Below are 20,258 nucleotides of genomic sequence, written 5' to 3'. Positions count from 1 at the left end.
CGCGCTGACGCGCGCCCGGCACATCATGTTTCAGGGGGCTTTGCCCCCGTCCTTCGGACTCCCCCATGGTATTTCTTGTCAGAAGAAGCACAGGGTCCGAAAACTTCTCTGATTTGGAAAAATCCCGGGGGTGTGGCGCGCAGCGCCGAGGGGGCTGGCCCCCTGATCTGGCTGCGTCCTGCTTACCCAACAGCCACCCGTGGTCGCCCCGCTGCTTCGACCGTCAGCGTCGCCTCGACAAACACCTCGCGCGCTTCGGCCTGTGCTGTGCGGATGTCGCGACTGACCCGAATGTCGATCTCTTCGGCGCCCGCGGCCTGTGCGGCTGTCAACGCCGTGTTGCGCAGCGCTTCTTCGAGCCGCGCGAGGGCCGGGTCCGCACTTGCGAAATCCTCTGGACCGCTGTCCAGGTGCACCCGGAACCGCCCTTCACTGGGTGAAGTCACGGTGCCGCTGTGGCGCATTGTAACGCGACCCACCACCGCGCCAATTGCATTGGCCACGCCCGCGTCCTCGGGCAGGATCATCTCCGTGCCCAGCATCTCGCCCACAGCCGGATAGTACGTTGCCGCCGAGGCCCCAAGGCCAACTACGGGCACGGCAAGGCCGCTGTTGATGCGCAACGCGCCGGTGTGCCCCCCCAGACCCTTTTGCACCAGAACATGCGTCGCGAGCCCCTCGTCCAGCCCATCCTCGGCCAATGCGGCCTGCAAGAGGGCAATCCCGGTCTGGTGGCCTAACCGGTCCACGATCATCTGCGCCATCTGTGCGGGATCACTGGCCAGCACTTCACCCGCCCCTGTGCGCCGGCGTCCAAAAAGCAGGCAGGCCATGCGCGCGGCCTCGGCATTCCATGCGTCAAGCTGCCCAAGCACATGGCAGGCGTCGGACGGCGTCAGCGCCGAAACCTGCACCAGCCCCCGCGTCACAAGGCGCTTGAGCGCGCCCAGCTCCATCCGCGTGCGCAATGCAGCACCAAGCGGCTGCACCTGACCGCCGATCCGGGCCAGCAAATCAGTCTCGCGTGGACCCAGCCCACCGGCATGCACCCCTTTGACCGCGCGCACAAAGCGGCCATCGTGATCCCCGGGTGTTGTGCTGCGCAACTGGGCCTCCAAGGCAGGCAGCACCACATCCGGCGCCTCGACAGCCAGCAGGGACACCGGGACCACGCGGCGCGGGCCAAGGGTCACGCCGCCGCGCAGGCCCTCGCTGACGAAGTGGACTTCGCTGTCACCCCCAAGGCCCGTCGTGCGCATCGCAACCGCCTCGACCATCGTGCGGTGGGTGCCAACGCGCGCACCGTCAGGGTCAATGGCGGGCCGCCCGCCTTTCAGCATCGCCACATCCGTGGTTGTGCCACCGATGTCACTCACCAGCGCGGTGTCCGCGCCTGTCAGCCAGCGCGCGCCCACGATCGAGGCGGCAGGCCCGCTCAGGATAGTCTCGATTGGACGCATGCGGGCCTGCGCTGAGGACATCAGCGCCCCGTCGCCGCGCACCACCATCATGGGTGCCTCGACCCCGATGGCGCGCAATTCGGCCTCGGCCCGCCCGATCAGCGCGTCGATCATGCCAATCAGACGCGCATTCAGAACCGCCGTCAGTGCCCGTTTCGGCCCGCCCAGCTTGGCCGAAAGCTGATGACTTGCGGACACAGGCACGCCGGTCACCTCGCGTACCAGTTCGGCCACACGCTGTTCATGAGCCGGGTTGCGGGTCGCGAACTGGGCAGCCACGGCAAACCCGCTGACATCTGCCATATGCGTCTCTAAAAAGGCCAAAAGTGCCGGTTCATCCAGCGCCACCGCCTCCGAACCATCGTGATGATGCCCGCCGGCAAGCACGCAGACCGGATCGCCCGCGAGGCCCTCGGCTAGCCCCTGCGTCTCAAGGTCCTTTGCGCGAAAGCCGACATAGATCAGCGCCACGCGCCCGCCCTGGCCCTCGACCAGCGCGTTGGTGGCGAGGGTCGTGGACAGCGACGCCATGCCAACCTCCGAGGCCGCAATGCCCGACGTCGCCAGCACCGCGCGCACCGCCTCGCCGACACCGATGGCCAGATCGTGGCGCGTTGTCAGGGCCTTGGCGCGGGCCAGCACCACCTCTTCGTCGCGCAACAACACCGCGTCGGTGTAGGTTCCGCCGGTATCGACGCCCAACAAAATCGCCATGTTCGCCCCCTACGTCTCGCCTCTCAACCGGGCCACGGCCCAGCGTGCCGCATCTGCAACCGCCTCATCCGCGTCATTGAACAGGCCTTGCGCCAGCTGAATCAGACCCGTATCGCCCGAATTCCCGATGGCATAAAGCACATTACGTACAAACCGGTCCCGCCCGATCCGTTTGACCGGCGAGCCGGAAAAGCGGGCGCGAAAGGCGGCATCATCGAGCTGTACCAATTCGGCCAATGGCGGGGCACCAACAGCCCCGAGGTAACGCAGATCGGACGCGGCCACGGCGAACTTGTTCCACGGACAGACGGCCAGACAATCGTCACAGCCATAGATGCGATTGCCGAGTGCCGCGCGCAGGTCGACATCCACCGGGCCCTTGTGTTCGATGGTCAGGTAGGAAATGCAGCGCCGCGCATCGAGGCGATAGGGGGCGGGAAAAGCATCCGTCGGGCACACGTCCAGACAGGCGCGGCAGGACCCGCAATGATCCGGTTCGGCAGCATCTGCCTCCAACTCCAACGTCGTAAAAACAGAGCCTAAAAAGGCCCAATTGCCCCATTCCCGGCTCACCAGATTGGTATGTTTGCCCTGCCAGCCCAGACCCGCCGCCTGGCCCAACGCTTTCTCCGGCACGGGTGCGGTGTCGACAAACACCTTCACTTCGCCACCGGCCTCCTCGATGAGCCAACGGGCCAATCGCTTCAGCCGCTTTTTCACGATGTCATGGTAATCGCGCCCCTGGGCATAGACCGACACGGCCCCCAGATCAGGGCGCTGTAACACGGCCAGCGGGTCATGCTCCGGCGCATAGCTTTCGGCCAGCATCAAAACCGATCGGGCCTCGGGCCACAACGCTGAGGGATCAGCGCGCCAATGCATCCGATCGGCCATCCAACCCATCTGCCCGTGATACCCGGCCGCGACAAAGGCGTCCAAGCGCGCGGCCACCTGCGGCACTGCATCCGGACGACAGATGCGGGCCATCACAAACCCCTCTGCCAGAGCCTGCGCGACGACACGCTCTTTCAGGGTCTGACTTCTCTGTTTCAAAAAAATCCCGGGGGTCCGGGGGCAGGCCCCCGGTCCGTCATCCGCCTCTAGAAATCCAGATCATTGTAGTGCTTCGGCGGCGGGAACCCCGACACCTGGTCGGCAAGGATCGAACGGAAGGCCGGGCGGGACTTGATCTTGGCGTACCAGTCCTTGACCACCTCGCAGCGGTTCCAGTCCACGTCCGAGATATAATCCAGCGACGACAGATGCGCGGCGGCGGCAAAATCTGCCAGCGTCATCACGTCGCCCGCCAGCCAGCGGCGATGATCCAGCAGCCACGCCATGTAGTCGAGGTGATACTTGATCGCCTTGGCGCCATCCTTGACGTTGCGACTGTCCGGAAATCCCTGCCCCATCACCTTCTTGTTGACCCGCTCATAAAGCAGCTTCGAGGTCACCTCGTTGTGAAACTTGTCATCGAACCAACCGACCAGTCGGCGGACTTCCAGCCGTTCTTCGGGGCCTTTCGGCATCAGGGACGGCTCGGGGCGGGTTTCCTCAATGTATTCGCAGATGGCGGCACTTTCGCTCATCATCACACCGTCAAGGCGCAGCACGGGCACTTTGGCGGCGGGGTTGCGACGCAGGAAATCGGGCTCGGCCTCCCAGTAGCGCTCTTCGACCAGTTCCACCTCGATCTTCTTTTCGGCCAGAGACAGGCGCACCTTGCGGCAGAACGGAGACAGAGGAACGTGAAACAGTCGGGCCATGATCAATCCGAGGCAAGTATTGGTCTGGCATCCATGCACCTAAGGCGCAACATTTTCAACTCTGGAAACAACGGGCACGGCCATCCGCGCGGATCGTGGCCGCTCCGTCCAGGATCTGACTGGCCCGTTTTCGCACGTAATTCGAGGGTTTTCCGGCCGACCGCCCCTTGGGATCCGGCAGGATCGCGGCAAGGCGGGCCGCCTGCACGTTGCTAAGCGACGCGGCATCCACACCGAAATAGTGTTGCGCGGCGGCCTCGATGCCAAACACGCCCTCATCGAATTCGGCCACGTTCAGATAGACTTCAAGAATGCGTTTCTTGGACCACAAGGCCTCGACCAGCGGGGTCATGCCGGCCTCCATCACTTTGCGCAGCCACGACCGGCCATGCCAGAGATAGACGTTCTTGACGACCTGCTGGCTGATGGTGGAGGCACCACGCCCGCCACCCTCGTCAATGGCATTGCGGATAGCGGTGACATCGAGCCCCCAATGCAGGCAGAAATTGGCATCCTCGGCGGCCACAGCCGCGCGCGGCATGATCGGGGCAATCTGTTCGATATCAACCCAAGTCCTCTCGACCCCGCCCAAACGGCGCGATTCCTGCAGCATGTAAAAGGTCGTCGGCGGGTTCAGCAGCCCCCACAACAGGGTCACGGCCACAGCCAGCAGAAACACCACAGCCACGAGCCGCAGCGTCCAGCGCATAAGCCAGCGTTTCAGGTTCAGGGGCCGCTTCTTTGCGGTTTTCTTTTTTGAGGCACTGCTCTTTTTGGCCATGACGCAGCTATAACTCTGCACGCGGCCCAAGGGAATCCTCAAAAACCGGTCCGTTTGGCCCGTTCACCGTCAAAAGGAACAGGCACGCCCGATCGGCGACCCGAAACCTAACAGATGTCGGAAAAATGGTGAGCCGTGCAGGGTTCGAACCTGCGACCCGCTGATTAAAAGTCAGCTGCTCTACCAACTGAGCTAACGGCCCCACTAGGCGGCCTATCTAGAAAGGGCGGGCAGCCGGGTCAAGCCGATTCTCGGCTGTTTTTCTGCGACATACTGGATTCCCCAAAGGCACGGCGTTATATGCGCGCCATGCATGAACCTGTGACCTCCGGTTGGCCCTTCATGAAGATGCACGGGCTGGGCAATGACTTTGTCGTTGTGGACGCGCGCACGCGGCCCGTGACGCTGTCCGAAAACCTGGTGCAGGCATTGGCGGATCGGCATCGCGGGGTGGGGTTTGATCAGCTGGCCGTCATCACCGAAGGCGACGATCTGACGATCACATTCTACAACGCCGATGGGTCCCATTCGTCGGCCTGCGGCAACGCCACACGCTGTATTGCGGCGCGCGAAATGGGGCTGAACGGGGCGGACGCCCTCAGCATCGCCATCACCGGGCGGGGCACCCTGCAGGCTGTGCGCAGCGCGGACGGGGTCACGGCCGTCAACATGGGCCACCCGCTGCTCGACTGGCAGGGCATCCCACTGGCCCGCGATGTGGACACGCTGGCCCTGCCCATCGACGGTACACCTGTGGGCACCGGCATGGGCAATCCGCACTGCACCTTCTTTGTCGAGGATGTCGCTTCCATCGATCTGGCCGCGCGCGGGCCCGAGATCGAACACCACCCGCTGTTTCCCGAACGCACCAATGTGCAATTTGCCCAACTGCTTGGGCCCGACCACATCCGTATGCGCGTCTGGGAGCGGGGCACAGGCATCACACTGGCCTCCGGCTCGTCTTCCTGCGCCGTGGCTGTCGCCGCAGCGCGCAAGGGTCTGACAGGGCGCACAGTCCGTATCGATCTTGATGGCGGCACGCTCGACATCGACTGGCGCGAGGACGGCGTCTGGATGTCCGGTCCCACGGCCCATGTTTTTGACGGCGTCCTGACCCCCAGCTTTCTGCAGTCGCTATGAGCGCACCCGTCTTTTCCAACCACGGCTGCCGCCTCAACGCCTACGAGACCAAGGCGATGGAGGAACTGGCCGCAGGCGCCGGGCTTGGCAACGCCGTGGTGGTCAACACCTGTGCCGTGACGGCCGAGGCGGTGCGCAAGGCCCGCCAGGACATCCGCAAGCTGCGCCGCACCCATCCTGATGCCCGCCTGATCGTCACGGGCTGCGCGGCCCAGACCGAACCCGACACATTTGCCGCCATGGACGAGGTGGACGTGGTTATCGGCAACACCGAAAAGATGCAGGCCAGCACTTGGGAGGGCCTTGCAGGCGATTTCGGCACCGAGCCGGTGCAGGTCGACGACATCATGTCTGTCACCGAAACCGCAGGGCACCTGATCGACGGTTTCGGCACCCGCAGCCGGGCTTACGTGCAGGTCCAGAATGGTTGCGATCACCGCTGCACCTTCTGCATCATTCCCTTCGGGCGGGGCAATTCCCGCTCGGTCCCGGCGGGCGTTGTGGTGGACCAGATCAAACGGCTGGTGGATCGCGGCTTTAACGAGGTGGTGCTGACCGGGGTCGATCTGACCTCATGGGGCGCCGATCTGCCCTCTGAACCGCGCCTCGGCGATCTGGTGACGCGCATCCTCAAACTGGTGCCTGACCTGCCGCGCCTGCGGATCAGCTCGATCGATTCGATCGAGGTGGACGAGGCGCTTATGGGCGCCATTACGACCGAACAGCGCCTCATGCCGCACCTCCACCTGTCGCTGCAACACGGGGACAACCTGATCCTCAAACGGATGAAGCGGCGGCACGGGCGCGATGACGCCATCCGCTTTGCGCAAGAAGCGCGGCGCCTGCGGCCCGATATGACTTTTGGCGCAGACATCATCGCAGGCTTCCCCACCGAGACCGAGGCGCATTTCGAGCAGTCCCTCGCGCTGGTCAAGGACTGCGACCTGACCTGGCTGCATGTGTTCCCCTACTCCCCCCGTCCGGGCACGCCAGCGGCGCGCATGCCGCAGGTGAACGGCACAGCGATCAAGGAACGGGCCGCACGGCTGCGCGCAGCCGGGGCCGCACAGGTGGCATCGCACCTGAACGCACAAGTGGGCAAAACCCACCGCGTGCTGATGGAAAACCCGACCATGGGCCGCACCGAACAGTTCACCGAAGTGCACTTTGATCAGCCACAGCCTGAGGGCCAGATCGTGACCGCGCAGATCACATCCCACACTGACACCCAGCTCACCGCCTGAGCCCGGGCGCACCACAGGTACGCCTTACCCCCTGCTTCTCTGTTTCAAAAAAATCCCGGGGACGCGCGCATGTGCGGGGGCAGAGCCCCTCTGACACCAGCCACCCATTCCAACCGGCACGTAAGGCGCAGGTGTCCTGCGCCCGGTCCAAAAGAAAAAGCCCCACCAAAAGGCAGGGCTTCATCCCGATCCACAAACAGATCGCTTACTTCTTGTAGCGCGCCTTGACCGGCGCCCAGATGCGCTTGTTGGTCAGGTACAGCAGCACCGACAGGATGGTCAGGAACACCACGCCGACAAAACCAGCCTGCTTGCGAGCGACCAGCTTGGGCTCGGCGGTCCACATCAGAAAGGCCGACACGTCTTCGGACAGATGGTGCAGGTCGGTGGCATGGCCATCGGCAAACTCGAGATCATCGCCATAAAGGGGCGGGGCCATCGCGATCCAGCCACCGGGGAAGATGGTGTTTTCGTAAAGAACCGCACCGGCTTCTTCCTTTTCCTCGCCGGTATACCCGGTGAGCAGGGCAGTGATATATTCCGGACCACCAATACCGTTCATCAACTGGTTGATGCCCAGACCGTAGGGACCGTGGAACCCGGCACGGGCCTTGGCCATCAGGCTCAGATCCGGCGCGTTTTCCAGATTGGAGGCGGGAAAGTGATCGCTTGGCGTGGCCGTGCGGAAATCGTCCAGCTCGGGGTCAAAGACCTCGTAGAACTCCGCATAGGCACGCACCTGATCCTCGGGCAGTGCAGGGCCACCCTCGTCACCCAGCGTGCGCAGGGGAACGAATTTCAGACCGTGACAGGCGGCACAGATCTCGGTGTAGATCTGCAACCCACGCTGCAACTGGTTCTGATCATAGGACCCGAACGGACCGTCAAAGGAAAAGTCGACGTTTTCCACGTGACCGGTGGCTTCGCCGGCGGCGAAGGCGCTGGTGGCCAGCATGACCGCCGCCACCGCACTTGCTGCAAGTGTCTTGAACATGTGCAGTCTCTCCTTATTCCGCTGGCTGTGTCGATGGGGCCTTGCCCGCATCGCCACCACCATAATGTGCGGCAAAGTCTTCTTCGATGGTCGCAGGCTGCGCTTCCGGTTTCTCGATCACGCCAAGCAGCGGCAGGATCACGAGGAAGTAGGCAAACCAGTAGGCAGAGGCGATCAGCGAAATCGTGTTGAACGGCTCTTCGGCAGGCATCGCGCCAACCCACATCAGGACAAAGAAGTCCACGACCAGCAGCCAGAACCACCATTTCAGCATGGGGCGATAGCGGCCCGAACGGACGGACGATGTGTCAAGCCACGGCGCCAGCGCCATCGCCACAATCGCCCCGAACATCGCAACCACACCAAAGAACTTGGCGTCCACGATGCCCCCGGTCAGGAACCCGGCAATCTGCACAACCCAGACCTCATCCGTGAAGGCACGCAGGATCGCGTAGAACGGCAGGAAGTACCATTCCGGAACAATGTGCGCAGGTGTGGCAAGCGCGTTGGCCTCGATGTAGTTGTCCGGGTGGCCCAGATAGTTCGGCATGTAGCCGACAATCGCAAAGAACACGACCAGGATCACGGCCAGCGCAAACAGGTCCTTGATCACGAAATAGGGCCAGAAAGGCAGCGTGTCTTTCTCTGCCTCTTCCTTCGATCCACGGCGCACCTCAACCCCGGTGGGGTTGTTGTTGCCGGTGGTGTGGAAGGCCCAGATATGCAGGACGACAAGACCCGCAATGACGAAAGGCAGCAGGTAATGCAGGCTGAAGAAGCGGTTCAGCGTGGCGTTGTCCACGGCAGGCCCGCCCAGCAACCAGGTCTGCAGCGCCTCACCCACAAAGGGGATCGCGCCGAACAGGCCGGTGATCACGGTGGCGCCCCAGAACGACATCTGACCCCATGGCAGCACGTAGCCCATAAAGGCGGTGCCCATCATCAGCACGTAAATCAGCATGCCGATGATCCATGTGATCTCGCGTGGGGCCTTGTAGGACCCGTAATAGAGACCGCGGAAGATGTGCGCATACACAGCGACAAAGAACAGCGAGGCGCCGTTCATGTGCAGGTAGCGCAGCATGGCGCCGCCATTCACGTTGCGCATGATGTGCTCAACCGAAGAGAAGGCGTAATCTACATGTGGCGTGTAGTGCATCACCAGAACGATGCCGGTGATGATCTGCAGCGCCAGACAGAAGGTCAGAACGATACCCCAGATCCACATCCAGTTCAGGTTTTTCGGCGTCGGGATCATCAGCGTGTCATAAAGCAGGCCAACAATCGGCAACCGCTTGGCCAGACCTTTTTCCCAAGGGGCCTTCGGTTCGTAATGGTCGTGAGGAATTCCACCCATGGTCGTTTTCTCCCTTAACCGAGTTTGATCGTGGTTTCGTCCACGAATTCAGCGACAGGCACTGGCAGGTTGCGCGGCGCGGGCCCGCGGCGAATGCGGCCCGATGTGTCATAGTGCGACCCGTGGCAGGGGCAGAACCAGCCGCCAAAATCGCCCGCATCACCCAGTGGCACGCAGCCAAGGTGCGTACAGACGCCGATCATCACCAGCCACTCACCGGATTCGTCGAGCGAACGGTTTTCGTCCGAAGCGTCCGCGCCGTTGGGTGCGTTGGCGTTTTCCGATCCCTGATCCGGCAGGTCTTCGAGTGCGACGTCGCGCGCGGCGGCAATCTCTTCTTCGGTCCGGCGGCGGATGAACACGGGCTTGCCCAGCCATTTGACGGTCAGTTGTGTACCCGGTTCAACGCTGCTGACGTCAACCCGGATCGAGGACAGGGCCAGCACGTCCGCAGACGGGTTCATCTGATTGACCAGTGGCCAGACTGCGGCACCAGCCACAACAACACCTGCACCGCCTGTGGCGTAGTACAGGAAATCGCGGCGGTCGCCGTCGTGTTCTTCTTCTGCGTGGGACACGGGGACTTCTCCAGTTTCCAAGCGACCCCGAAGGGCCAATGACATAGGCGGGTCACGCGCGCGGCGTCACCAATGTTGACGTGCTATCTAGCGCCGTCCGGACCCCGCGTCCAGCGTGCAATCTGCCACACGTGGTCGCAGGGGGGTTGATTAACCCCTTGTTAAGACTCGAAAGACCGCGCGCTGCGTTAACCACGGGAACGGTGCACAACCGGTGCACAGGGTGTGCACAGGTCGTGCACGCATCGAATACACGCCATTTGCCTTGTTTTTATGGCATTAACCTATCGATTCGCCGCATTGGCGGATTTTGGGTCGCAAGTGTTGCGCCGCGCCGCCCGTTCAGGGGGCGGTGGCCGTCATCGAGGCGCGCGCGGCAAAGCCTTCGTACCACCCCGCCAGCGCCTCGCGCCCCTGTCGCCAGTTGCGCGCCTCGTGCCGGAAATCAAGGTATCCCAGCGCGCAGCCGACCGCGATATGGCCGGCCCCCACAGGCCCCGACAGATGGCTCATCCAGCGGGTGTTGAGCGCGTCCAATCCGCGCTCGACCTTGGCCCATTGCGCCTCGATCCACGCTTGAGACACCTGCGCTTCATCACGCAGCCGGATCTCGTAGACCATCGACACAGCGCTATCCATCATCCCGTCGCCCGTGGCCTCCAGCGTCAGCGTCTCCCACCGCCGACTGCCGGTCGGGTACATGCCGCCCTTGTAGAGGTCATCCAGATAGGCCGTGATCACCCGACTATCGTACAGCGTCACGCCCTCGGGCCGCTCCAGCGCAGGCAGGCGCGCCAGCGGGTTGGCGGCCATCAGGCTGGTGTCGGAGTCCAGCGCGGTGGAGTGTACCGTGGCCAGTTCAACAGCCTCTGCCTTGCCCAATTCATGAAGCAAAACAACGACTTTGCGCACAAAGGGCGAGGCGGGTGAGTGATAAAGCTTCATGGTGATTTCCTTTCAGGTTTATGTCATGGCGCGGCACGCAGCACCCCTCATTTTGCCCCACGCATCAGCGCAGCCAGAATGCGGGTCTCCATGCCCATGCCATAGGCGTCCATGTGATCAGCGGCCCGCAGGCGCACGGTGTCGGGCTTATTCTGGTTCAGCTTCCATGTGCCGTCCACGCCTTCGATCTTCATCCGGCAGGGCACGATCTGGCGCATCATCTTGTCCAGCACCTCGGGCGTCATCTTGTCGGTTTTCCACGGGCGTTTGGGCTCCAGCTGATCCTCGAAATGCTTGGACTGACGGTCCAGCAGATCGCGCATCTCGCCCTGATCACGCAGCTCAAGAGTGCCGGTCAGATGCACGGCCACATAGTTCCACGTGGGCACTTGATCGGGCACCTCGTACCAGTCGGGCGACACGTACCCATCCGCCCCGCTCACCGCGATGCGGGCCTGCAACGGCTCTTTCAACGCCCGCGCAATCGGATTCGAGCGCACCAGATGAAGGTTCAGCCAGCCACCGTCCTCATCGATCAGAAACGGCACATGCGCCATCACCGGCCCCGCCGCGCCATTCACCGCCAGAATGCCGAACGCGCGCGCACGGGCAAAGGCGAGGTTCGCCTGATCCGTTTCTGTGTGAAATACCGGGTTGGGGTGCATCTTGAGGTCCAATCTACGTCGCGTCCCTCTTGCCTTGGCAGGTCCAAGTTGGCAACCTGATCCTGTTCTTAGGGCGGGGCGAAATTCCCCACCGGCGGTATATGGGCGGTTGATCCATGAGCCCGCGAGCGCACGCGCCCTTCTCGCGAAGGACGTTTGGTCAAGCAGATCAGGTGAGATGCCTGAGCCGACGGTCACAGTCCGGATGAAAGAGAACGTGCAGGGCCCCGCCAGCGATGGCGCGTCGCTGTGCGCAATCGCCTTGGGTGTGAAGTGTCTGAACCTAAAGGAGATTTGCTATGACACACACCCGCTTCGCATTCGTAAAAGCCTGCTGGCACGCGGATATTGTGGATCGTGCCTATGACGGCTTCACCGAATTGATCCTGCCGGGGCAGGTCGACGCCTATGACGTGCCCGGCGCTTTCGAGATGCCGCTGATGGCCCAGACCCTGGCCGAGTCGGGGCGCTACGACGCCGTCATCTGTGCCGCCCTTGTGGTGGACGGCGGTATCTACCGCCACGACTTTGTCGCCGCCGCAGTGGTGGACGGGCTGATGCAGGTGGGCCTGAAAACCGGGGTGCCGGTGCTGTCCGTCTCACTGACCCCGCACCAGTTTCAGGACACCGATCATCACAAGAGCATCTACGCCGACCACTTCGTGATCAAGGGGCGCGAGGCGGCGCAGGCGGCCTTGGGCATTCTGGACGCGCGGCGCGCGGTGCGCTCAGCGGCCTAGATAGGCGCGCAGAGCGGGGGGCGGGTTGTCCATGATCTCTGAGACCGGGCGAGGCGCTTCGACCTGCCCTGCATCAACAAAGATCACCTGATCCGCCGCCCGCTCTGCGTCTTCGGGCGCATGGGTGATCATCAGCACCGTGGCACCGGTATCACGCGCTACGGTGCTGGTCAGATCCAGCATCTCGCCGCGCAAGGCGGGCCCAAGGGCGGCAAAGGGTTCGTCCAGCAATAACAGGGGCTTGCCCTGCACCAGAACCCGAGCAAGAGCCGCGCGGCTTTGCTGGCCGCCCGATACGTCACCGGGTTTGCGATCTCCGAACGCGGCCAGCCCGACGCTGTCCAACGCGGCCGCAACCTTGCCCTGTTCGTCATTGTTCAGCCGCAGGGACGGGCGCAGGCCCAGCCCCACATTCTGCGCCAGCGTCATGTGCGGAAACAGGTTGCCGTCCTGAAACAGCATCGCGATCCCGCGCTGATCGGGGGCAGCGGTGCTGACGTCCTGGCCATCCACCATGATGCTGCCCGTGCTTGGGATATAGCCTCCGAGCGCATTGAGCAGCGTCGACTTCCCCGCACCCGATGGCCCGATGACCGCAACCCGCTGGCCCTTGGCCACGTCAAATGTCGCGTGCAACTCGAACACGCCTTGGGCGATCTGCAGATCTCTAACCGTCAACATGTCGTCGCCCCCACGCATCGCACGCCCAGAACATCCCGAGCGCGAGGCCCAGCAGCAACAGCGCCGCCCCCGCTGCCGCGTCCGTGCGGTAACTGCCCATCAGCCGGTACATCTGCAAGGGCAGCGTCGCGCGGTCACCATCGGCAAACAGCGCCACAACCCCCAGATCACCCACCGACAAGGCCGCCGCCAGCCCGGCAGCAAAGCCCAAGGGCGCGCGCACCCGCGGCAGCACCACGATCTGCCACAGGGCAAGGCCCGACAGGCCAAGGCTCGCGCTCAGCCGACCGTAGTCGGTGATCACCTGCCGCATCGCAGGCATCAGGATGCGCACCGCAAAGGGCAGTGCCATCATCGCATTGACCAGCGCCGTGACCACCAGCGCAAGTTGCACGGGGGAGGCAAAGGGGTTGATCAGGATAAACCACCCGGTGCCGATCATCAGGGGCGAGGCGGCAAGTCCGATGAGGGTCAGTGCCTCGGCCCCGCCGCGCTGCGTCTGCGCCAGCCAGATCGAGATCGGCAGCGCCAGCATGACCAGCACGCAGGTGCACAGAGTCGCCACCCACAGCGACGTCCATGCCGCGTGCCAGACCAGCACGGGCATCTGGGCAAGGCCCATCACGCCCGAAACAGCAATTGCCCCCAACGGCACCAGCAGAAACAGGGACGCCAACCCGATCCAGAGCGTATCCAGCGCGCGCAAGCCCGCCCCTTGCGCATCCCAGCGCTGCACGGGTCGGTCGCGTCCCATCTGCACCGCGATCGGGGGCAGAATCCACAGGGCCAGCACTGCCGCCGACCCGGCCACGACCAGTTGCAACAGGCTCAATACCGCAGCCCGGCCTAGGTCGAATTCAAAGCGAAAGGCCTGGTAGATCGCCAGTTCAATCGTGGTCGCACGCGGGCCACCGCCCAGAGTCAGGGCGACCGCGAAACTGGTGAGGCATATGACAAAGATCAGCGCGAAAGCCCCCGGCACCACCTGCCGCAGCACGGGCCATTCCAGCGTCCGAAATGTGACGGAAGGGGGCAGACCCAACTGACCGGCCAGACGGAATTGCTCGGCCGGGATTGATTGCCAACCCTGCAGGATCAGGCGTGTGGCCAGCGGCATGTTGAAAAAGACGTGGGCGAGGACAACGCCGGTCAGCCCGTAGATCGACAGGGGCGGCAGGCCCAGCAGGCCAAGGCCCTGACTGACCCACCCGGCGCGGCCAAACACAACCAAAAGGCCCATGACAGCCACGATGACAGGCAGGATAAAGGGTGCGCCCAGCAGTGTGACGAGCAACTGGCGCCCCGCAAACCGCCGCCGCGCCAAAGCACGGGCGACGGGGATGGCAAAGACGACGCTGAACAGCGCGGACAGGAACGATTGCCAGACCGTAAACCGCAGCGCCGCCCAATCGGCCACGCCAAAGCTGACGGGCCATTGCGCGCGCGAGGCCACGGCGGCCAGCGCGAGCAGGATCAGTGAAAACACTGCGCCCGCCGCGACCGGCCCCGTGACCCTGCAGGTGTTTATTGGCTGAGTGTGGCGCGCCATGTCTCGATGGCCTCCGCCTGAACCTCTGCCGCTTCGGTCTCGGAATAGAACAGTACCTTTTCAGGTAGCGGCAGTTGCGCCCAGCCTTCGGGCCATTGCGCCTCGGGCAGGGCCGAGGGCAGGGACCAGTTCGCGGTCGGGATCAGCGTCTGGAAATCCGTGCTCATCACGTAATCCATAAAGGCATCTGCCAGTTCAGGCTGATCCGTTGCGGCGACCTTGCCCACGGTTTCGGCCATGAAATAGTGCCCCTCGGGGAAGATCGCAGCTTTCTTGGTAAAGTCCTCTTCGGCGAACATGTGATAGGCAGGGGAGGTGGTGTAGCTCAGCACCATATCGGCCTCACCATCGGTGAAAAGGCCATAGCTCGCGGACCAGTCCTTGGTCACAGTCAGGATCTTTGGGGCGAGTTTAGCCCAGGCCGCGTCCGCCTCGTCGCCGTAGACCGCCTGCACCCAAAGCACGAGTGCAAGGCCCGAGATCGAGGTGCGCGGGTCCTGAATGACGATCTTGATGTCATCATCCATGGCCAGCAGGTCGGCAAAGCTGGTAGGGGCCGCGTCGATGCGGGTTTCGTCATAGATAAAGGCGGTGTGCCCGTAGTTGAACGGCAGGAACGTGTCGTCATCCCATGCGATGGGCAGGGTCAGGGCGCTGTTGTCCTGCCCGTGCGGGGCAAAGAGGCCTGTGGCCCGCGCCTTGGCGGTGACATCGGTGGTCAACCCGATCACCACGTCGGCCTTGGTCCGCTCACCTTCGAGCAGCAGGCGGGGCATCAGATCGCCGGTGGAAAACTGCAGATCGCAGTCGCAGATTTCCTCGAAACCCGCTTCGATCTTGGGACCGGGGCCCCATTCGGACGTAAAGTAGTCGCCCGCATAGACGGTCAGAACGGGCGTTTCGGCCCATGCCGCGGTGGCGCAAAGCGCGGCGGCGGTTGTCATCAGATACTTCATCGCATCCTCCAAATAAGAGAAGGCGGCGGGATAAGGGTGTTGGGATGATCCAAACCTTCCCTCCGCCGGTGTTAACCGGTTCAGGTTCAACGGGTTCGCATCATTGCATCTCAGCTGTTTCCAGCACCCCGAGGTACGGCAGAACCTAGGGCGCGGGCGCAGCGCGGACAAGTGGAAATTGCACGCCGTCGGACCGGGCCGTTTTGCCTTTGGTCAGGGGATCAATGCAAAACACCCGCCGGGTGCTCCGGCGGGTGTTCTGAAATCAAGTGAAGTGCTTGATCAGGATGTGCGGCGGCGCCGTGCCAAAGCACCCAGTCCGATCAGGCCAGCGGCCAGCAAGGGCAGGCTCGCGGGCAGCGGAACGGCAGAAATTTGACCGGTAAAGATCAGATCCTGACCGACATCATTCAGTCCGCATCCGGCACCGCTCAAGTTTTCGCAGTCATGATTGGCAAAACCGGTGCGATTGGTTGACCCAGCGCCAAACAGGAACCAGCGGAATGTGACATCGCTGTTGAGCGTGCCAAGCGACGACAGGTCGACGGTAAAGTCAGTCACCTGACCGGCAGAGAATGCATCAGAATCGATATCAGTCGCAAAACCGTCCAGGCTGGAGCGCAGAACAAATCCGGACGTGCCAGACTGGTTTTCGAGTGAAAAGCTGACGTCGTTCAGGCTGAACGCGGACCCGGTCGTTCCGATGGTCGCCTCGTAGTATTTCCCCGTGTCGAGGGTGAGCCCCCAGCCGGTGTGATAAAAGTGGTTGGTGAACACGCTCGGACCACCGGTCACGCCGACAGCCGTCAGGTCAGTTGCAGTCCATCCCGCTTGGGTCGTCGATGCAACACTCGCTTGTCCAGCGGTTAAGAAGCTGAGTTCGTATTCGACAACTGACGCCGAAGCTGAGGCACCGACCATCGACGCAATAGAAACAATGATAGCCGCACCAAATGATTGTAGTTTTTTCATTAATAATTTCCCTTTTCCCTACGCAGCGGACGTTAATCATTTGTGTATGATCTGTCTACTTATTCATGACTTTCGGGAGTGTTCAGGCACCTGCGGCAGCAGCTTAATTGCCGGGCAAACATCTTTCCTCTCTCGATCATTCCCGATAACACCACCGTCGCAACAGGAGACAGTGAATGCTCAACACCTTCGGACATCTCTTTCGCGTCACCACATGGGGCGAAAGCCACGGGCCCGCCTTGGGTGCGACGGTGGATGGCTGCCCTCCGGGTGTGGCCGTGGACGAGGGCATGCTTCAGCACTGGCTCGACAAGCGTAAACCGGGGCAGAACAAGTACACCACGCAGCGCCGCGAGGCGGATGCCGTGCGCATCCTGTCGGGTGTGTTCGAAGGGGTGACCACCGGCACGCCGATCCAGCTTATGATCGAGAATACGGATCAGCGGTCCAAGGATTACGGCGACATCGCCGAGAAATTCCGCCCCGGCCATGCTGACATCACCTATTGGCAGAAATACGGCATTCGGGATTATCGCGGCGGGGGGCGGTCTTCGGCGCGCGAAACGGCCGCCCGTGTGGCAGCAGGCGGGTTGGCCCGCGCGGCCCTTGCCAAGCTGGTGCCGGAGATCGAGATCAAGGGCTACATGACCCGCATGGGCGCGCACGAGATCGACCGCGCCGCCTTTGACTGGGACCAGATCGACCAGAACCCGTTTTGGGTTCCCGACGCGGGCGCAGCCGAGACATGGGCCGACTATCTGGACGGATTGCGCAAATCAGGCAGCAGCGTCGGCGCCGTGATCGAAGTGGTTGCACGTAATGTGCCTGTGGGCCTTGGCGCGCCGATCTATGCCAAGCTGGATACGGATCTGGCGGCGGGCATGATGTCCATCAACGCTGTCAAAGGGGTCGAGATCGGCGAAGGTATGTCTGCGGCGATGTTGACGGGCGAGTTGAACGCGGACGAGATCACCATGGGCTCGGACGGGCCGGAATACACGTCCAACCACGCGGGCGGTATCCTTGGCGGCATCTCGACCGGGCAGGACATCGTGGTCCGCTTTGCCGTCAAGCCGACCTCAAGCATCCTGCAAACGCGGCGGACCATCACCAAGTCCGGCGAAGAGACCGAGATCATCACCAAAGGTCGTCACGATCCCTGCGTCGGCATTCGCGCAGTACCGGTGGGCGAGGCGATGATGGCGTGCGTGATCCTCGATCACCTGCTGCTGGATCGCGGTCAGACCGGCGGCGTGCGCGGACCCATCGGCTAGGCCAGCATTACCCCGACCGAGCGCACCGCGTTGCGCAGCGTTTTACTGTCGATCCGGGCGCGAGCCATGGTGCGCAGCCCCACATATTGGGAAATAAGCATATCGGCCAATGCGCTGCGTTCGCTGTCGGGCAAGTCGCGATGGCGGGGCGAGGCGTTCAATGCGTCGTCCATGGCATCCCGCATCGCGCCCAGCCCTTGGGACACAACGGCGGCAATTTCGTCGTCATACATGCTGGGTCCGGCGGCCGCGGTACACAGCAAACATCCGCGGCGGTCCCCCTCCGTCACGGCGCGGTAAGAATTGGTAAACACTGTCAGAATACGATCAGCACCGTTCGGGATCGAAGAATCAAGCATCAGCGCAACCGCCGACGCCACTGCTTTTCCCTCGTAATGTTCGAGGACTTTCAGAAAAAGTGTCTTCTTGTCGGTAAACGCTTTGTAAAGACTTCCGCGCGTCAGACCCATGCCATCCAGCAGATCGGGCAGGGACGCACCCTCGTATCCATGGGTCCAAAAGACCTGCATTGCCTTTTCGATGGCTTGATCGGTGTCAAAGGTACGGGGTCGGCCCATGATGATGTCTCCACTTGCTTGCCCTCTCATATAGTATTTGGAACTGCATAGTCCATAACTCACAAAAGCGTGTATTGTACCGCTTGGTTCCAAACGGTAGATGATGTCCATCGAAACACAAAACCACAAAGGGACCTTCACAATGTTCAAGACGCTCAAAACACTTCTGGCCGTCACACTCGCCGGCATCATCTCGTTCTCTGCCATCAGCGCCGAAGCTGGCCCCGTGGCATCCGGCACGTTCACAGGCGCCTCTGATCACATCACCACGGGCGGTGTCGAAGTGGTCAAGAATGACGACGGCAGCCACACCATCATCCTTGCCGATGACTTCAGCCTTGATGGCGCACCCGATCCCCGCGTCGGGCTGGGCAAAGACGGCTTTTACGACGGCAACACCGACTCCGGTAATCTTCAGGCGCTGACAGGCGGCCAGTCCTTTGTCATCCCGGCCGGTGTGGACGTATCGTCCTTTAACGAAGTCTACATTTGGTGCGAGAAGTTCAGCGTGCCGCTGGGTGTCGCCAAATTGAACTGACGCCTTGCCAAGGCAGTCATAACATTCCATGGGTCGGGGGACATGCTAGCGCCCTCGACCCAGAACAAACCCGGCACCGCCATCGCCCTCAAGCTGATGGCGGTGTTTTTGTTCATGGTAATGGCCGCCATGATCAAGGAGGCGACGCAATCCGTGCCTGCCGGGCAGGCCGTGTTCTTCCGTTCCCTCTTTGCCATGCCGATTATCTTGGGCTGGATCTGGCAACGTGGCGACCTGCGCGAAGCCCTGATTCCCGTGAACCTGATGGGCCATATCTGGCGCGGCCTGTTTGGCACAACGGCGATGGCGCTGACCTTTGCCGGTCTTGGGCTGCTGCCCCTGCCCGAAGTGACAGCCATCGGCTATGCGACCCCTATGTTCACGGTGATCCTTGCCGCGGTGATGCTGGGTGAAACCGTGCGCCTGTTTCGCATCAGCGCCGTTGCGCTGGGCCTTGTCGGTGTGATGATCGTGATCTGGCCGCGTCTGAGCGTGGATGCCGAAACGCTGGGCGCTGCTGGGACAGCCGGTGCGTTGATGGTGTTGGGGGCCTCGATCCTGCGCGCGCTGGTGCAGATCCATATCCGCACCCTGGTGAAGACCGAACATACAGCCGCCATCGTGTTCTACTTTTCGCTGACGGCGACGCTGCTTAGCCTGCTGAGCCTGCCCTTTGGCTGGATCGTTCCCTCGACCACGGACGTCATTCTGCTGGTCTGTGCCGGTCTGGTGGGCGGGGTCGCGCAGATCCTAGTCACGTCCAGCTACCGCTTTGCCGGAGCATCGATGCTGGCCCCCTTCGACTATGCGTCACTGATCTTTGCGGCGATCATCGGCTACTTCATCTTTGCCGAGGTGCCGACCTTGAACATGGTGGCCGGTGCCGCCCTCGTCGTGCTGGGCGGTGTGCTGATCATCTGGCGTGAGCGCCAACTGGGGCTGGAGCGGCGCAAGGCCCGGTCCGTGACGGACCCGAAGGGTTAGGGGCGATGACAGGCCGACGCCTCGATCACCAGACCATCGGGGCCAAAGCGCAGGGTTTCGGCGGCCAGAACATCGTGCTGGTTGCGGTAAGTGATCACCAGCATACCGTGCCCGTGCAGCACGTCGACCACCACGAATGACAGGCCGGGTTGCGCGGCGAGGGCCTTGGCCCAATAGGCGCGCAAGGCCGCTTTGCCGTTCAACTCTCCGGTGCCGACCAGTCGCATCGCTTTATGCGAGCAAAAGGTGACGCCGTCGGAATAGTGGGCGAGGATGCGGTCAAGGTCGTGGGAGTTCCATGCGGCCTCCCACGCCTCGGCAAAGGCGTCAAAGTCCACGGGG

Annotated in this window: 21 protein-coding genes, 1 tRNA gene and 2 riboswitches; of the genes, 6 read left to right on the top strand and 16 right to left on the bottom strand. The window is 62.6% G+C overall.

Annotated features, from left to right (window positions below):
• Positions 1-182: 182 nt before the first annotated feature.
• The 5 genes from Q1A89_RS11700 to Q1A89_RS11680 form a co-directional block, all read right to left on the bottom strand.
• On the bottom strand, positions 183-2,174 hold the full coding sequence (locus Q1A89_RS11700; protein WP_299727914.1) for a hydantoinase/oxoprolinase family protein: 1,992 nt from the start codon (positions 2,172-2,174) through the stop codon (positions 183-185).
• A gap of 9 nt (positions 2,175-2,183) precedes the next feature.
• The gene (queG, locus tag Q1A89_RS11695; protein ID WP_299727911.1) at positions 2,184-3,227 is read right to left on the bottom strand and encodes a tRNA epoxyqueuosine(34) reductase QueG; all 1,044 of its coding nucleotides are present in this window, start codon (positions 3,225-3,227) and stop codon (positions 2,184-2,186) included.
• Positions 3,228-3,274: 47 nt separating this feature from the next.
• Positions 3,275-3,940, bottom strand: coding sequence for a glutathione S-transferase family protein (locus Q1A89_RS11690; RefSeq protein ID WP_299727908.1), 666 nt, complete (start codon positions 3,938-3,940; stop codon positions 3,275-3,277).
• Between the two features lie 55 nt (positions 3,941-3,995).
• Positions 3,996-4,721 carry a monofunctional biosynthetic peptidoglycan transglycosylase gene (gene mtgA, locus Q1A89_RS11685; protein WP_299727905.1) on the bottom strand — a complete coding sequence of 242 codons (726 nt, stop codon included), beginning with the start codon at positions 4,719-4,721 and terminating at the stop codon, positions 3,996-3,998.
• A gap of 126 nt (positions 4,722-4,847) precedes the next feature.
• Positions 4,848-4,923 (bottom strand) — tRNA-Lys (locus Q1A89_RS11680).
• Positions 4,924-5,021: 98 nt separating this feature from the next.
• On the opposite strand from Q1A89_RS11680, the gene dapF reads away from it, so the two are divergent.
• The gene (dapF, locus tag Q1A89_RS11675; protein WP_299727902.1) at positions 5,022-5,861 is read left to right on the top strand and encodes a diaminopimelate epimerase; all 840 of its coding nucleotides are present in this window, start codon (positions 5,022-5,024) and stop codon (positions 5,859-5,861) included.
• Entirely contained in the window at positions 5,858-7,105 is a 1,248-nt protein-coding gene (gene mtaB, locus Q1A89_RS11670; protein ID WP_299727899.1) for a tRNA (N(6)-L-threonylcarbamoyladenosine(37)-C(2))-methylthiotransferase MtaB, read from the top strand. The genes dapF and mtaB overlap by 4 nt, the downstream gene beginning before the upstream one ends.
• Before the next feature lie 205 nt (positions 7,106-7,310).
• On the opposite strand, the gene Q1A89_RS11665 is transcribed toward mtaB, so the two are convergent.
• From Q1A89_RS11665 to Q1A89_RS11645, 5 genes are all read right to left on the bottom strand, one after another.
• Positions 7,311-8,099 carry a cytochrome c1 gene (locus Q1A89_RS11665; protein WP_299727896.1) on the bottom strand — a complete coding sequence of 263 codons (789 nt, stop codon included), beginning with the start codon at positions 8,097-8,099 and terminating at the stop codon, positions 7,311-7,313.
• A 13-nt stretch (positions 8,100-8,112) separates the two neighbouring features.
• Complete coding sequence (gene petB, locus Q1A89_RS11660; RefSeq protein WP_299727893.1) at positions 8,113-9,456, bottom strand: cytochrome b; 1,344 nt, start codon at positions 9,454-9,456, stop codon at positions 8,113-8,115.
• A gap of 14 nt (positions 9,457-9,470) precedes the next feature.
• Positions 9,471-10,034, bottom strand: coding sequence for a ubiquinol-cytochrome c reductase iron-sulfur subunit (petA, locus tag Q1A89_RS11655; RefSeq protein WP_299727890.1), 564 nt, complete (start codon positions 10,032-10,034; stop codon positions 9,471-9,473).
• A 342-nt stretch (positions 10,035-10,376) separates the two neighbouring features.
• Positions 10,377-10,979, bottom strand: a complete 603-nt coding sequence (locus Q1A89_RS11650) for a glutathione S-transferase (protein ID WP_299727888.1) — start codon at positions 10,977-10,979, stop codon at positions 10,377-10,379.
• A 47-nt stretch (positions 10,980-11,026) separates the two neighbouring features.
• The gene (locus Q1A89_RS11645) at positions 11,027-11,644 is read right to left on the bottom strand and encodes an FMN-binding negative transcriptional regulator (protein WP_299729149.1); all 618 of its coding nucleotides are present in this window, start codon (positions 11,642-11,644) and stop codon (positions 11,027-11,029) included.
• Between the two features lie 60 nt (positions 11,645-11,704).
• Positions 11,705-11,865: riboswitch (FMN riboswitch) on the top strand.
• A 78-nt stretch (positions 11,866-11,943) separates the two neighbouring features.
• Here Q1A89_RS11645 and Q1A89_RS11640 point away from each other — a divergent pair.
• Positions 11,944-12,384: a 6,7-dimethyl-8-ribityllumazine synthase gene (locus tag Q1A89_RS11640; protein WP_299727886.1), complete on the top strand. Its 441-nt coding sequence runs from the start codon at positions 11,944-11,946 to the stop codon at positions 12,382-12,384.
• On the opposite strand, the gene Q1A89_RS11635 is transcribed toward Q1A89_RS11640, so the two are convergent.
• The 4 genes from Q1A89_RS11635 to Q1A89_RS11620 form a co-directional block, all read right to left on the bottom strand.
• Positions 12,373-13,065, bottom strand: coding sequence for an ATP-binding cassette domain-containing protein (locus Q1A89_RS11635; protein ID WP_299727883.1), 693 nt, complete (start codon positions 13,063-13,065; stop codon positions 12,373-12,375). The genes Q1A89_RS11640 and Q1A89_RS11635 overlap by 12 nt on opposite strands.
• Positions 13,052-14,614: a thiamine/thiamine pyrophosphate ABC transporter permease ThiP gene (locus Q1A89_RS11630; protein ID WP_299727880.1), complete on the bottom strand. Its 1,563-nt coding sequence runs from the start codon at positions 14,612-14,614 to the stop codon at positions 13,052-13,054. The genes Q1A89_RS11635 and Q1A89_RS11630 overlap by 14 nt, the downstream gene beginning before the upstream one ends.
• Positions 14,590-15,570: a thiamine ABC transporter substrate binding subunit gene (locus Q1A89_RS11625; RefSeq protein WP_299727877.1), complete on the bottom strand. Its 981-nt coding sequence runs from the start codon at positions 15,568-15,570 to the stop codon at positions 14,590-14,592. Before Q1A89_RS11625 ends, Q1A89_RS11630 begins: the two co-directional genes overlap by 25 nt.
• A gap of 40 nt (positions 15,571-15,610) precedes the next feature.
• Positions 15,611-15,711, bottom strand: a riboswitch (TPP riboswitch).
• A gap of 141 nt (positions 15,712-15,852) precedes the next feature.
• Positions 15,853-16,542 carry a VPLPA-CTERM sorting domain-containing protein gene (locus Q1A89_RS11620; protein WP_299727874.1) on the bottom strand — a complete coding sequence of 230 codons (690 nt, stop codon included), beginning with the start codon at positions 16,540-16,542 and terminating at the stop codon, positions 15,853-15,855.
• Between the two features lie 176 nt (positions 16,543-16,718).
• Here Q1A89_RS11620 and aroC point away from each other — a divergent pair, with 176 nt between their 5' ends.
• Complete coding sequence (gene aroC / locus Q1A89_RS11615) at positions 16,719-17,816, top strand: chorismate synthase (protein WP_299727871.1); 1,098 nt, start codon at positions 16,719-16,721, stop codon at positions 17,814-17,816.
• On the opposite strand, the gene Q1A89_RS11610 is transcribed toward aroC, so the two are convergent.
• Positions 17,813-18,394: a TetR/AcrR family transcriptional regulator gene (locus tag Q1A89_RS11610; protein WP_299727868.1), complete on the bottom strand. Its 582-nt coding sequence runs from the start codon at positions 18,392-18,394 to the stop codon at positions 17,813-17,815. The two genes, aroC and Q1A89_RS11610, sit on opposite strands and share 4 nt — an antisense overlap.
• 142 nt (positions 18,395-18,536) lie before the next feature.
• On the opposite strand from Q1A89_RS11610, the gene Q1A89_RS11605 reads away from it, so the two are divergent.
• Positions 18,537-18,932 carry a DM13 domain-containing protein gene (locus Q1A89_RS11605; protein ID WP_299727865.1) on the top strand — a complete coding sequence of 132 codons (396 nt, stop codon included), beginning with the start codon at positions 18,537-18,539 and terminating at the stop codon, positions 18,930-18,932.
• Between the two features lie 42 nt (positions 18,933-18,974).
• A complete protein-coding gene (locus Q1A89_RS11600; RefSeq protein ID WP_299727862.1) occupies positions 18,975-19,916 on the top strand; it encodes a DMT family transporter in 942 nt (313 codons plus the stop codon).
• Here Q1A89_RS11600 and Q1A89_RS11595 read toward each other — a convergent pair.
• Positions 19,913-20,254, bottom strand: a complete 342-nt coding sequence (locus Q1A89_RS11595; RefSeq protein ID WP_299727859.1) for a nuclear transport factor 2 family protein — start codon at positions 20,252-20,254, stop codon at positions 19,913-19,915. The genes Q1A89_RS11600 and Q1A89_RS11595 overlap by 4 nt on opposite strands.
• Between the last annotated feature and the right edge of the window lie 4 nt (positions 20,255-20,258).

The sequence above is a fragment of the uncultured Tateyamaria sp. genome (assembly GCF_947503045.1).
Lineage (GTDB): Bacteria > Pseudomonadota > Alphaproteobacteria > Rhodobacterales > Rhodobacteraceae > Tateyamaria.
This window is presented reverse-complemented; position numbering and strand designations above follow the sequence as displayed.